Origin of the sequence: Desulforhopalus singaporensis (assembly GCF_900104445.1) — a bacterium.
Classification (GTDB): Bacteria; Desulfobacterota; Desulfobulbia; order Desulfobulbales; family Desulfocapsaceae; genus Desulforhopalus_A; species Desulforhopalus_A singaporensis.
The window spans coordinates 101030-114020 of sequence record NZ_FNJI01000014.1; the positions used below are offsets into that span (position 1 = coordinate 101030).

The window sequence follows — 12991 nt, forward strand, 5'->3', positions numbered from 1 at the left end:
GGTTGGTTCGTTGCCGGTGGCACTAACCCGCCGCCGGGTGTTGCATCCTACATGAATAATCCCTGACAAAAGAGACAAATGCGCTATTCGAAAACCTTTATACCGACCCTCAAAGAGAATCCGGCGGAAGCGGAAATCATAAGCCACAGACTTATGTTGCGTGCCGGGTTTATCCGTAAACTTACTGCCGGAGTCTACAGCTATCTCCCAATTGGACTTACGGTGATACGCAAGGTTGAAAACATCGTCAGGGAAGAGATGAACAGGGCCGGAGCACTGGAACTGCTGATGCCGATGGTTCAGCCGGCTGATCTTTGGATGGAGTCGGGCAGGTATAAAAAATATGGTCCTGAACTGCTGCGTTTTCAGGATCGGCACGAACGGGAATCCTGTCTTGGGCCGACCCATGAAGAGGTGATTACCGATATTGTCAGAAAAGAGTTGCACTCGTATCGCGACATGCCTGTAAATCTCTACCAGATCCAGACCAAGTTCCGCGACGAGATCAGACCCCGTTTCGGCCTGATGCGGGGGCGCGAATTCGTGATGAAGGATGCCTATTCATTTGATGTCAGCGACGAGGCGGCATCTGAGAGCTATGTGAAGATGTATGAGGCGTATAAGCGTATTTTCGCCCGGTGCGGACTCGACTACAGAGCGGTACAGGCCGATTCCGGCACCATCGGCGGATCTTTTTCCCACGAGTTCATGGTGCTTGCTGAAAATGGCGAGGATACAATCGTAATCTGCAACGATTGCGAGTATGCGGCCAATATGGAAAAAGCGACCGTAGTGTTGAAGGAACCGGCGGATTCCGCGGAATCTTTGCCCCTTGAAAAGGTTGAAACACCGGGCAAGAGAACGGTGGACACCGTCTGCGAGTTTCTCGGGATTGAGCCCAGGCAGCTCGTCAAGACCATGGTGTATATGGCCGACGGAAAACCTGTCGCCGCCCTGGTGCGGGGGGATCGGCAGATTGAAAAAGTCAAACTGACAAACCTCTTGGGTGCTACCGAGCTGGAGATGGCCGGGGAGCAGGAGGTTTTTGACGCAACCGGGGTTCCCACCGGCTATCTAGGACCCGCTGGACTTAAGATCAGGATCGTCGCCGACCAGGAAGTTGCCGCGATGAAGAATTTTTATGCCGGCGGCAACGAAAAGAACTATCATGTGAAAAACGTCAATCTGGGACGGGATTTCGAGGTTGACGCGGTGGCGGATCTCAGGGAAATCACAACCGACGATCCATGTCCGGAGTGCGGCGGACGACTGGGCCTCACAGAAGGGATAGAGGTCGGTCACGTCTTCAAGCTTGGCACCGGTTACTCGGAAAAGATGAACGCTACGTTTCAGGATAAAGACGGCCAGGAGAAACATTTTGTGATGGGATGCTACGGTGTCGGCGTAACCAGGGTCGTTGCCGCGGCAATCGAGCAGCACCATGACGACAACGGTATTATCTGGCCTGTTGCCCTCGCTCCCTACAGTGTCGTTATCGTTAATCTGGGCATCCAGGATGAAGTTATCAATCCGGCTGCAGAAAAGCTCTACAGCGACCTGCTCGCTGCCGGGGTCGAGGTGCTGATCGACGACCGTGACGAGCGGCCGGGGTTCAAGTTCAAAGACGCCGACCTGCTTGGAATCCCTTACCGTGTTACGGTAGGCAAAGGGTTCAAGAAGAGCGGCATGGTTGAAGTCAGGGAACGAAGAAGCGGTGAGACTAAAGAGATGGCGCCTGAAGAGGCGATTGCATTTCTCCAGGATCGGATCCGGGAACAACTCCAGTAGAGATGTTCTTCGTGCGGCGGGGGATATCGGCGCAAGCCGTTAAGCGCCTGCCGCAGCCCTGATACGAAATTTTCAGCGCAAAATCTCACTACAATTGTACGATCATGGTTATTCCCCCTCCAATAAACCCGGAAGGTCTCAAGAGGCTGGTCGCAAACTACCTGCCCAAAGAGGACCTTACGCTGATTGACCGGGCATGGGAGCTTGTTCTTCGCGTGCATGAGGGACAGCGGCATTTTTCCGGAGAGCCGAGAGTTTTTCATCTTCTTGAGGTTGCTACAACTCTTGCATCAATGCAGCTGGATCTTGACACCGTACTGGGGGGAATGCTTCACGGGGTGCTCAACGAAGGGGTTACCTATGAAGAGATTGTCGATGACTTCGGCAAGGACGTAGCGGTTATCGTCGATGGCTCCACCCGTATCACTCAGGTCGCCTATAACAGCAAACTGGCTTCAAAGGCGGAGAACCTGAGGAAGATGCTGCTCGCCATCGCCGCAGATATCCGTGTCCTCCTGGTAAGACTTGTCAACCGGCTGATCGACATGTTCCTGCTCGATGCCGTCGACAGAGAGGAACAGCTCGATATCGCCCAGGAGACGATGGATGTTTACGCGCCGCTGGCCAGCCGTCTCGGCATAGACTGGATGAAACGGGAACTGGAAGATCTGTCGTTTAAGTTCCTGTATCCCGAAGAATACGAGGAGCTGACCCGTAAGCTTGAGAGTTCACTGGACGAGAGACAGCGATATGTGGACGATGTTATCAAGATCCTCCATGAAAAACTGGCGGAATCGGGAGTATTGCCGGTCCGCATCATCGGCCGTCCCAAACATCTCTACTCCATATACAAGAAACTGAAAGTACAGAACATATCGCTTGAACGGGTATATGATAAGGTTGCTTTCAGGATAATAGTCAATACCGTTAAAGAATGTTACGAAGCGCTGGGTACCGTGCATGCCAACTGGGCACCAGTCCAGGGGCGGATCAAGGATTTTATCTCAGTGCCCAAAGCCAACAACTACCAGTCGATGCACACCACCGTCGCCGGTCCCCATGGATACTTCATTGAAATCCAGATCAGGACCGACGAGATGGACAGGGTTGCCCAGGAGGGGGTCGCCGCCCACTGGGCATATAAAGAGGGATCGAAAGCAAGCACCAGCGATGCCAGGCTTTTTCGCGAGCTGAAGAAGCTTATCACCTCGTTGCAGGAGGTCGAAGATCCACGGGAATTTCTTGATCACCTGATCGGGGAACTCTATGACCCCGAGGTGTATACCCTCACCCCCACCGGCGAGGTGAAGGAATTTCCCCTCGGCAGCTGTCCCATCGATTTTGCCTATTCGATCCATACGGAAGTTGGCGACCATTGTGTTGCAGCCAAGATTGGGGGAAAACATGTACCCCTGAAGTATCAGCTGCAGAATGGCGATATTGTTGAAATCGTTACGTCCCCGACCCAGCACCCCAGGAGGGACTGGCTCGACCTGGTGAAAACCAGCCGGGCAAAGACCAGGATACGGTCCTGGCTCAGGCGCGAGGAGAAGGAGCGGGCATTAAAGGTTGGTCGGGAAATTTGCGAGAGAGAGGTGCGAAAATATAACACTTCCCTCAAGAAAATTATCAAGACCGGTCATATTCGTCATCTTCTCAAAGAGTTGCGCTGCAATTCCCTCGACGATCTGCTGGCAAAGGTCGGGTCGGGTACCATAACGGTGCAGAATCTGATCAAGGGGCTGCAGCCTGAGGAACTACGCAAAGAGGGAGAACAGGTTCTTGAAAAGCTGCCGCCTGAGGAACTGGCCAGCCTGATGGTGAGCCAGGGCGGGCAGCGGCAGGCGACGGATAAATCGGGTATCAGCATCGACGGCGTGGACGGGATGCAGGTGAAGATCAGCCGCTGCTGCAGTCCGGTTCCCGGCGATCCTATCGTCGGTTTTATCACCATGGGGCGCGGGGTCTCCGTGCATAACGCCAACTGCCCCAATCTGCTCAGCGCCGATCCGCAGCGATGGATCGATGTTTCATGGGCTGGAATTGCCGAAAAAACCTATAAAGTCACTCTTCAGGTGAGCACCGAAAACCGCAAGGGCATCTTTGCAGATATAAGTACCCGGATCAGCGCCGACAACGCCAACATAGTTGATATTTCGGCCCACACCACGCCGACCAACCAGGCGGAAATGAAGATCTCCGTCGAGGTGGAAGACCTTGATCACCTGAAAACCGTTATCCAGCATCTCAAACAGCTTCCCGAAGTCATCGTTGCCCGCAGGCTGTAAGGAATAACGGGATGGGGGCGATATTGCAATGGGGGGATGATCGTGTCCGTTTGTGACGTCTGCGGTAATGAGATCGAAAACGGTGCCAACAGATGCCCCTATTGTGGTGCGCATATTGAAGGGGGCACGCTGTCCCCGGAAAAGTCTTTTCGCTACAGGACCGTCAATCTTGAGGCGGGCAGGCCTGTGGCGGAAGTGGCTCTTCATCGAATGGTTGAGGCCATAGACGACTGTAGGCGCAACGGGGTAACGGTGGTCACTTTTATCCATGGGTACGGATCGAGCGGTAAAGGAGGCATAATCAGGTCCGAATGCCGCAAGATGCTTGACTATATGGAAAACCAAGGACGGATTGGCGGCTATATTCCGGGAGAGGAGTTTAACAAACGTTCGGGAGCTACCCGGGCGTTTATTAACCGTTTTCCGCAGCTTGGGAAAAATAAAAATCTTAACCGGGGAAATCGCGGCATTACCTTGGTCATACTTTCGTAGCTGATGGCATAGTATACGTTCCATCAATTTTATCGTCTGTGGCCTGTTGCGGCTGACAGACAAAGAAAACTCTACTTTTGGGAGTAACTAATGAAAAAATATGCAATATCTGCATTGGCAGGATTGTGCCTGGCTGTCCCGGCATTGTCTATGGCGGCCGCTGCTCCCTCGACTTTCGAGGAAAAATTGAGCTACAGCATGGGCTTTGAGGTTGGGAATTATTTTAAAAGTGCGGGTGGCGATATACAGAAGGAATTTTTGATTACCGGTATAGAAGACGCTTTTAACGGCGAGTCCCCGGTGCTGAGCGTTGAGGAAATGGCTCAGGTTAAAAAGGAATTCGGCGAAAAACTTCAGCAAGAACAACTTGCCCAGCTTGAAGAAATGAAAGCTAAAAACAAGGCTGACGGCGAGGCGTTTCTGGTGGAAAACAAGAAGAAAGAAGGGGTTATCGTAACTGAAAGCGGGTTGCAGTATGAAGTCCTGAACGCCGGTGAAGGAGCGAAGCCTACCGCTGAAGACACCGTGAAGGTGGAATATGTCGGTACCCTTATTGACGGTACGGAATTTGACAGCACCGCAAAACACGGCGAGCCGGCGCAATTCCAGGTGGGACAGGTCATCAAAGGATGGAGCGAGGCGCTGCAGTTAATGTCTGTCGGCACCAAGCTCAAGCTGGTCATACCGGCCGACCTGGCCTATGGCGAAAAGGGCGCGGCCCCGATAATCCAACCCAACTCCACCCTTGTGTTTGAAGTGGAGCTTCTGGAAATAGTGAAGTAGCGGTAATCGGCAGTCTTTTAACAAGTACTGTTTCGATATAAGCGGGGAGCCGGCAAAAACCGGCTCTTCGCTTTTTTTATTGGTCGTTGTTACCTGTCGTTTTTTATCAAGAGAAACAAGCCTAGCAGGGAAAACAGGATATGCAGGGTGACTGCGGCAAAAAGCGGTGAAATATAGCCGGCTATGGAAAGCGACTGCAGGGCGCCCCAGATTCCCCATGCCAGAAACGCCAGTCCGCAGCTTACCGGAATGGCGACGGAGAGGTCGCGCCCCCATTTACGGTAGGAATAGAGGAGAATCGGCAGCCCGAGAAGAAGCAGGGGAATGCCGAGGAACAGGTAGGAAATCCTGCCGAGAAAATTGGTCCAGGCGTTTCTTTGCTCGTACTCCGCTTCGGCGTTTTCTGTCTCAAAATAGAGATCTGAAAGCGACTGTTCTGTGTTTTTATTGATCGGGACCAGGAAATCTTCGGGACTCTCGTTAAAGACATGAAAGCGCATCTTGAAATTTAGGATCTCGTAGGTCCCGTCCTCACTCTTTTGCTGGACCTGTCCTTTCTTGAGCACCCATCGTTCTTTTTCAGGGTCCCAGTCTGCCCAGCTGGCGGTGATCAAAATTTTGAGATTGTAATTTTCATCCCACTCGGAATATGAAAAATCCTTGAAGATATATTTTTTCGGGTTGGGCCAGCCGAAAGAATAGAACGCATCCTGTCCTTTGTAGTGGTAGCGGTTGTTGCGGACTATTCCAAGCGGAACCTTGCCTTTGAGCTGTTCGTACCAGATGTTGTTGGTATGTGCCACCGTTTGCGGCAACAGCCATTGGGCTGCAGCGATGAACAGTAATGTAAAAAAGACGGCGCTTAGTATCAGCGGGCGGATGATGAGCTTGAGCGGTACCCCCCCGGCTTTCAGGGCGGTCAGTTCGTTAGTGTGATTGAGGATGCCCAGGGTTATGACTCCGGCCAGCAGAATAAGGACCGGACCGAGCAGGTCGACAATATACGGAATAGTGAAAATAAAGTAATTAATCGCCAGGGACATCGATTTGCCGGCGCTTTTAAAATTGTCGATCTTTTCAAAAAAATCAACGAGCAGGTAAATTGAAACAAAACCGGCATTTACCGTGAAAAAATATTTAATAAACTGTGATACAAGGTAGCGGTTCAGTAGATTCACGACAAGGTCCTGCTAACGGATAAAACGGTAACATAAATAAAAGCCGAGGGCGACCATGGCAAGTCCCATAATGTTACTTATAAGTAAATAGGAGATGCCGTGCCATATTTCCCCGATCCGGAAAAACTGTTCGGTTTCTCTTGCAAAAGTTGAGAAGGTTGTAAAACCACCCAGAAATCCGGTGAAGATAAAGAGCCTGAACTCGTTACTGAGATGGACCTTTCCGAAATACCCCCAGAGAATCCCAATCAGCAGGCAACCGAGAAGATTGGCCATCAGGGTTCCCATGGGAAAATTGATCCGGATAAATTTTTCTACACCTATGGCGATGCTGTATCTGCCAAGGGAGCCGATCGCACCTCCCAGGGCAACAGCGATTATCGTTTCCATAGCAATTTGTTTTTAATGAAGTGGCATTATCGACAGAGTCTGTTATCAGAAAGTAGGTAACATTATAGCCGTGATGCGTCAAGAATACCTTTTTGTCCAACTCCAGAATCTTGGACTTTTGTTGCATTTAATTTATTCACTGTGCTATAATGTGAAGTTCGTTGCGGTGCTATCTAACACTGGAAGTGTTGGAAATTCTACGCATTTGGTAGTACCAAACTGTTCTGTTTGCGTAATATTCAAAAAAAGACAGGACGTTATTCAACAGGAGGTGGCTGGCCTTAGGAAGAGTATTAGACCGTCTGGGGTGATGGCGAGAACGTAAACCTCAAAAGATGGTTACTCCCTGTTTTGCGGGGCGCACGCCGGTAACGGTGGTGACGCTTAAAAACAGATTAATTTGAACCTGAAGTCACTGTTCCCCTATGGCGCGAAAACGAAAAATCAAGAATAATATTATCAATGGATGTAAACAGACCTACAAAAATACCGCTAGGGACCGTTTACAGGCTTTCTGGGAAGTTTTTGAAAAAGAAGATGATGTACTGGTGATAATAAACGCCGACCCCGACGCTCTTGCCGCGGCTCTTGCCGTCAAACGGTTGTTGCGATACAAGGTGAAGAGCGTAACTATCGCCCACCCCAATGAAATACGACGTCTCAACAACCAGGCGATGGTCAATCGTTTGAAAATCCCCCTGGTACGCCTCAAAGATGTTAAAGTAAATGGTTATTCCAAGCGGGTAATGGTTGACTCCCAACCCGGGCATCTCCCGTGCTTTGAGAATATCCGGTTTGATGCAATTATTGACCACCATCCGGTCAGTGGCGAATGGGAAGCTGATTTTATTGATATTCGCCCCGATTATGGTGCGACATCGACCATGGCGGTCGAATATCTGCGGGCCGCCGGAATGAAGCCTTCCGTTGCTCTGGCAACAGCACTTTTTTATGGCATTAAGGTCGACACCCAGGATTTTGAACAGAAATCGGTCCTCGCTGACGGCATAAGTTTCCGATACCTCTTTAATATTGCCAACAGAGATCTTGTCCGCAAGTTTGAGCTTACCGATCTACGCCGCTCGGAATTGAAATATTTCAATATCGCGCTCTCTGAATTGAAGTATTCGAAGGGAAGATACTATTCCCATGTAGGTCGGGTGAGGTCTCCTGACGTACTCGTTATCGTCGCGGATTTTTTAAACCACGTGGGCGAGATCGACTGGGTCTTCGTCTCCGGCATCCATGGTGAAAAGCTGGTTGTAATTTTTCGCTGCGACGGGTACCGCAAGAGTGCCGGGAAGCTGGCTGAAAAAACTTTTGGTTCGCTCGGTTCAGCCGGTGGGCACAAAGGTGCCGCTCGTGCTGAGGTGCCGCTTAAAAATCTTAATCTGGGTGACAAGGAATTTACTTCGGATACCCTGAAAAGATTTATTATGCAGCATATATAATTTCTTTTCGTCCCACGGCTCCATTTCTAATTGTTGCGTTAGGCGTTTATTTCCTTTACCATTAAGCGTGACAGAAATAAACGCCCTGATACGGGCAAGGTAATCTAAAGAACGCCTGGTCGTATTTGTTTTTCTACTTCTTCAGAGATGTGGCATGTTGAAACCTACAACGCTGGCAATGATTTTGGCCGGAAGCCGGGTCGACGAACTGAACGTACTGACCTATTATCGTCCTAAATCCGCTGTGCCGTTCGGCGGTTTTGGGCGCGTTATAGACTTTTCCCTGAGTAACCTCATGAACTCCGGTATAGAGCAGGTAGCCCTGCTGAGCCAATACCGCAGTTATTCTCTTATCAACCATATAGGCACCGGCGCAGCTTGGGATATGATCGGCCGCTATCGCCACGTTTCGGTTTTGCCTCCGTTTCTCGGTTCTGAAGAGACGGACTGGTATCGTGGTCCAGCCGATGCGATTTTTAAAAATCTCGACTACGTCCGGTATCACCAACCCGAGGAGATACTGATTCTCTCCGGTGATCATATCTATCAGATGGATTACCAGGATATGATCGACTATCATCAGCAAAAAAATGCCGATCTTACCGCAGCCTTTATCAAGGTTCCCATGGGCCATGCCCATCGTTTCGGGGTCGCGACCATGGATGATGAGAACGGTAGTGGTGGAGGAAGAATTACCGGATATTGGGAAAAACCGGAAAATCCCACCTCAGATTGGGCTTCCATGACAATTTTCTGTTTTAAGCCAGAGGTGTTGTACAAGGCGCTGGCCGAAAATCAGAAGGGGGATTCATACCACTTCGGCAAAGACATTATTCCAGCGCTTCTCGCTGCCAATTACCGGGTTTACGGGTATAAGTTCTGTGGCTACTGGGGGTATACAAGGACGATTGACGAGTATTGGCAGTCAAGTATGGATATGCTTGGGCCGAATCCAAAAATCGATCTTGAGAAATGGGTGTTTCGCACCAACCTCGACCACCGGAAGATACGTGATAACGAACCGGTACTACTGGGGAGTAACGCGGTGGTGCAAAACTCCCTTGTCTACAATGGCTGTAAAATTGGCGGAACTGTAAAAAATTCAATCCTGTTTCCCGGGGTGCATGTTAAAAAAGGTGCCGTAGTTGAAAGCTCCGTGCTTTTTTTCAATAATATCGTCGGGGAAAACTGCCGACTCAACAAGGTTGTTTCGGATGTGAACAACACCTACCTGGACGGGGTTGTCGCCGGGACTAAAAATATCGCTGCAGGTCCTGTTACTGTCATCGGCTGGAGTAACACGGTCCCGTCGAACACGGTCGTCGGTGAAGGGGCAACGGTATATCCCTCAATGGCTAGGGGGCGCTGGCCTGAACGAATCGATCCCGGAGAGGTGGTCAAGTGAAGAGAGCAAAGGAAGCCCTGGTCTTTATCCTGGCCGGTGGGGTCGGTTCAAGACTGAACATTCTGGTTAAGAACCGGGCCAAACCGGCGGTTCCTTTTGCCGGAATTTACAGGATCATAGATTTCAGCCTCAGCAATGTGATGAATTCCGGTCTGAAACAGGTCGGGGTGCTCACGCAATACAAACCGCTGTCGCTCATGGGGCACCTGGGGTCGGGAGAAGCCTGGGATTTTACCGGCAGGTCGCGGGGCGTAACCATCCTGCCGCCCCGCACCGGGGAAAAAGATTCCGACTGGTATAAAGGGACCGCTGACGCGCTGCGCCGCAATATCGATTTTCTGCAGTCTCATCCGGCCAAGGAGGTTGTAATACTTTCAGGAGATCATATTTATCATATGGATTTCGATGCGATGATCGCCTATCACCAGTCCAAGAAGGCCGATGTGACCATTGCGATGATGGTTGTTCCCAAAAGCCAGATCCATCAGTTCGGAGCCGGAATTGTCGATGGCGATAACCGTATTGTCGACTGGGAGGAAAAACCCAAGGAGCCCAAAACCAATCTCGCATCGATGGGCATTTATGTTTTTGATTACAACTACCTGCTTAAGACGCTGAGGTGCGACCGAAACGAGATCGATTTCGGCATGCATATTCTGCCGCGGGCAATCGAAAATGATAATGTCTTTGCCTATCCATTCTATGGATACTGGCGCGATGTAGGGACTGTTCAGGCATATTGGGAAGCCAATATGGATGTGTTGCGTAAAGAGAGTGGAATTTCTCCGCAGAAATGGCAGATAAGGACCAATGTCGAGTGTGCTGGCCGCTATGCCGACCGTCCTCCGGCAAGATTTGGGGAAAATTGCTGTTTTGATACCTGCCTGATCTCAGCTGGGTCAATTATTCATGGACGGGTGGTTAATTCAGTGTTGGCCCCGGGGGTTGTGGTAGAAGAGGGGGCATCTGTGGAAAACTCGATTATATTTGAGGATTGCGTAATCAGGAAAGGGGCGGTTGTCGATCTGGCCATCCTTGATAAGCGGGTGGAGGTCGGCGAGAATGCAATAATAGGTCATGGAGAAAATTATTCTGTCGCAAACCGTCTGCAGCCGAGCCATCTCTATACCGGAATCTCGCTGGTAGGAAAAGGGATTACAATCCCGGCGGGGTTCAGGGTGGGACGAAACTGCATTGTCAACACCCCGGTCGATGCGTCATTCCAAGCAGATAATATGCTTGAAGACGGCGAGTCGCTTCTTGGTGAGTGAGATTTTAGCAGGCGCGTTTGACGACAATGAAATCTTGATCAAAAAAATATTGCGCTTTATGTAATCTTGAGTATTATTCCGCTCACCCAAAAACTTTAAAATGCCCCCGTAGCTCAGGGGATAGAGCACAGGATTCCTAATCCTGGTGTCGGACGTTCGAATCGTCTCGGGGGTACCAAAAATATCAGCCACTTAGAGGGTTTTCTCTGGGTGGCTGTTTTGGTTTGGAGGTGATTTGTACAACCCCTGTACAACTTTTGATAATTGTAATTCTATTGGCAATACAGGAAATACTGCAAGGCATCATTTTGTGATGATTGGTTGAAAACTGAGGGGCAGGCACGAAAGGCGAAAATTGGCCTTTGGAGTGATTCAGACCCAGTACCTCCCTGGGAGTGGCGCAGAGGGGCAAGGAATAGCAGCTACGATGCGGGCAACAATGGCAAGTATACAGCATCTGCTGGCGGATATCATGGCAACGTGAAGTCCAACGTTTTTCATGCTGCAAGCTGCCGCCACTATAATTGCAAGAACTGCACTATGGAGTTCGCCAGCAAAAGTGCTGCTGTTGGTGCAGGATATCGGCCGTGTGGTGTGTAATCCTTGACTGCTCAATAATTGAATACCGTAGAAAAGAATAGGCACCTGGCCAGATGTGGAAGCATCAAAAATTTTTTCTGTGAGCATGGACCTATTTTTTCACTCGCAAGCTTCCGGAATCCCTCCTCTGCATAATAGATCCAAAGTCCCTTTGGCGTCTGGGTTACCTTGTTTCGCTGCTTCTCTGTACCATTTGGCTGCTTCCTTAAAGTCTCTTGCGACTCCTTGGCCTACGAAGTACATCTGTCCTAAGAAAGCCTGAGCCTTATCATCCTCTTTCATAGCTGCTTTTCTGAACCACTTAGCTGCTTCGTTATAATCCTGTCCTACACCTTTGCCTAAATAGTACATTTGTCCTAAGTAAAACTGAGCAGGAGCATCCTCTTGCACTGCTGATCCTGCTATAAAAGGGTGGACACACGGTTAAGCCAATATTATGAAAATTGGCAGGAGGAAACCATGAGTGTTCAACGAAGAAAATACGATCCCGATTTTAAGAGAAATGCTGTTCGATTGACAGAAGATCCAGATCGTTCAGTGCAAGAAGTGGCAACTAACCTCGGCATATCCAAAGACCTTCTTTACAAATGGCGCCGTGAGTTGCGGTTAAAGGAAGGACTTGCTTTTCCCGGCCATGGCAAAGAGGCGCTAACTGAGCAGGAAAAGAGAATCAAGGAGCTTGAGAAAAAGCTCAAAGATGCTGAAATGGAGCGAGATATACTAAAAAAAGCCGTGGCCATCTTCAGCAAGGCACCGAAATGATATATGTCTTCATCAAGGAGAACCGCTCATCATTTCCGGTGAAGAAGATGTGCCAGGCGTTACAGGTTTCTCAGAGCGGTTATTATCGTTGGTTGAAATCGCCACTTTCTCCAAGGAAAAAAGAAAATATCAAGATCAAAGAGCGAATAAAAGCAATCTTTGCATCTCACAATGAGATGGTTGGTAGCCCCATTATTACTGCAGACCTTCATGATTATCGGGAATTCTCCAAAGTGAGTCGTGTCAATCAGCATTCAAAATTGACCCCCTGTCAGCGTCCAAAAATGACCCCCAAAAAGTAAAAAGGGGGTTCCATTAATCCTGTTATTTTAAAGCTTTCATCTCAAGGTAGCCCCAATTGAGTTCTGGCGCGAGAATGGGCCCACCAAAATGCTCGTCGGAGCGGCAGTACTCAACTGAGGCGGATAGTAAATGATGAACTTATTTTCTATTTTTCAGCCGATAACTCTCATTGCCGGTTTCTACGATGTCGCAATGATGTGTCAAACGATCAAGTAGTGCAGTCGTCATCTTCGCATCCCCAAAAACCTGTGACCACTCTCTAAAGCTGAGATTTGTGGTC

At 49.7% G+C, this 12991-nt stretch carries 13 protein-coding genes and 1 tRNA gene; 10 read left to right on the forward strand and 4 right to left on the reverse strand.

Annotated elements, in window-relative coordinates; genetic code table 11:
- The first annotated feature begins 78 nt into the window (after positions 1-78).
- From BLQ17_RS11355 to BLQ17_RS11370, 4 genes are all read left to right on the forward strand, one after another.
- Positions 79-1788: a proline--tRNA ligase gene (locus BLQ17_RS11355; protein ID WP_092222891.1), complete on the forward strand. Its 1710-nt coding sequence runs from the start codon at positions 79-81 to the stop codon at positions 1786-1788.
- Positions 1789-1892: 104 nt separating this feature from the next.
- Positions 1893-4076 carry a RelA/SpoT family protein gene (locus BLQ17_RS11360; RefSeq protein WP_092222893.1) on the forward strand — a complete coding sequence of 728 codons (2184 nt, stop codon included), beginning with the start codon at positions 1893-1895 and terminating at the stop codon, positions 4074-4076.
- Positions 4077-4112: 36 nt separating this feature from the next.
- Positions 4113-4568 carry a Smr/MutS family protein gene (locus BLQ17_RS11365; protein ID WP_092222895.1) on the forward strand — a complete coding sequence of 152 codons (456 nt, stop codon included), beginning with the start codon at positions 4113-4115 and terminating at the stop codon, positions 4566-4568.
- Between the two features lie 90 nt (positions 4569-4658).
- Positions 4659-5351 (forward strand): BamJ family beta-barrel-assembly machinery protein, encoded by a 693-nt coding sequence (locus BLQ17_RS11370; RefSeq protein WP_092222897.1) that lies wholly within the window; start codon positions 4659-4661, stop codon positions 5349-5351.
- An 89-nt stretch (positions 5352-5440) separates the two neighbouring features.
- Here BLQ17_RS11370 and BLQ17_RS11375 read toward each other — a convergent pair whose 3' ends face one another.
- Together BLQ17_RS11375 and crcB are read right to left on the reverse strand one after the other, a co-directional pair.
- Positions 5441-6529, reverse strand: coding sequence for an LptF/LptG family permease (locus tag BLQ17_RS11375; RefSeq protein ID WP_092222899.1), 1089 nt, complete (start codon positions 6527-6529; stop codon positions 5441-5443).
- Between the two features lie 12 nt (positions 6530-6541).
- On the reverse strand, positions 6542-6919 hold the full coding sequence (crcB, locus tag BLQ17_RS11380) for a fluoride efflux transporter CrcB (RefSeq protein ID WP_092222900.1): 378 nt from the start codon (positions 6917-6919) through the stop codon (positions 6542-6544).
- A gap of 425 nt (positions 6920-7344) precedes the next feature.
- Here crcB and BLQ17_RS11385 point away from each other — a divergent pair, with 425 nt between their 5' ends.
- The 4 genes from BLQ17_RS11385 to BLQ17_RS11400 all read left to right on the forward strand — a co-directional run bounded on the left by BLQ17_RS11385 (position 7345) and on the right by BLQ17_RS11400 (position 11224).
- Entirely contained in the window at positions 7345-8370 is a 1026-nt protein-coding gene (locus BLQ17_RS11385; RefSeq protein WP_092222901.1) for a DHH family phosphoesterase, read from the forward strand.
- Positions 8371-8524: 154 nt separating this feature from the next.
- The gene (locus tag BLQ17_RS11390) at positions 8525-9775 is read left to right on the forward strand and encodes a glucose-1-phosphate adenylyltransferase family protein (RefSeq protein WP_092222905.1); all 1251 of its coding nucleotides are present in this window, start codon (positions 8525-8527) and stop codon (positions 9773-9775) included.
- Positions 9772-11046 carry a glucose-1-phosphate adenylyltransferase family protein gene (locus BLQ17_RS11395; RefSeq protein ID WP_092222908.1) on the forward strand — a complete coding sequence of 425 codons (1275 nt, stop codon included), beginning with the start codon at positions 9772-9774 and terminating at the stop codon, positions 11044-11046. Before BLQ17_RS11390 ends, BLQ17_RS11395 begins: the two co-directional genes overlap by 4 nt.
- A gap of 102 nt (positions 11047-11148) precedes the next feature.
- Positions 11149-11224, forward strand: a tRNA-Arg gene (locus BLQ17_RS11400).
- A 521-nt stretch (positions 11225-11745) separates the two neighbouring features.
- Here the strand turns inward: BLQ17_RS11400 and BLQ17_RS11405 are convergent.
- The gene (locus BLQ17_RS11405) at positions 11746-12036 is read right to left on the reverse strand and encodes a tetratricopeptide repeat protein (protein WP_092222910.1); all 291 of its coding nucleotides are present in this window, start codon (positions 12034-12036) and stop codon (positions 11746-11748) included.
- 69 nt (positions 12037-12105) lie between these two features.
- Here BLQ17_RS11405 and BLQ17_RS11410 point away from each other — a divergent pair, with 69 nt between their 5' ends.
- Both BLQ17_RS11410 and BLQ17_RS22610 read left to right on the forward strand, forming a co-directional pair.
- Positions 12106-12408, forward strand: coding sequence for a transposase (locus BLQ17_RS11410; protein WP_092222912.1), 303 nt, complete (start codon positions 12106-12108; stop codon positions 12406-12408).
- Complete coding sequence (locus BLQ17_RS22610; protein WP_092222914.1) at positions 12405-12710, forward strand: hypothetical protein; 306 nt, start codon at positions 12405-12407, stop codon at positions 12708-12710. The genes BLQ17_RS11410 and BLQ17_RS22610 overlap by 4 nt, the downstream gene beginning before the upstream one ends.
- Before the next feature lie 139 nt (positions 12711-12849).
- On the opposite strand, the gene BLQ17_RS11420 is transcribed toward BLQ17_RS22610, so the two are convergent.
- On the reverse strand, positions 12850-12991 hold a 142-nt coding region (locus BLQ17_RS11420; RefSeq protein ID WP_176761189.1), incomplete at its 5' end, for an ATP-binding protein.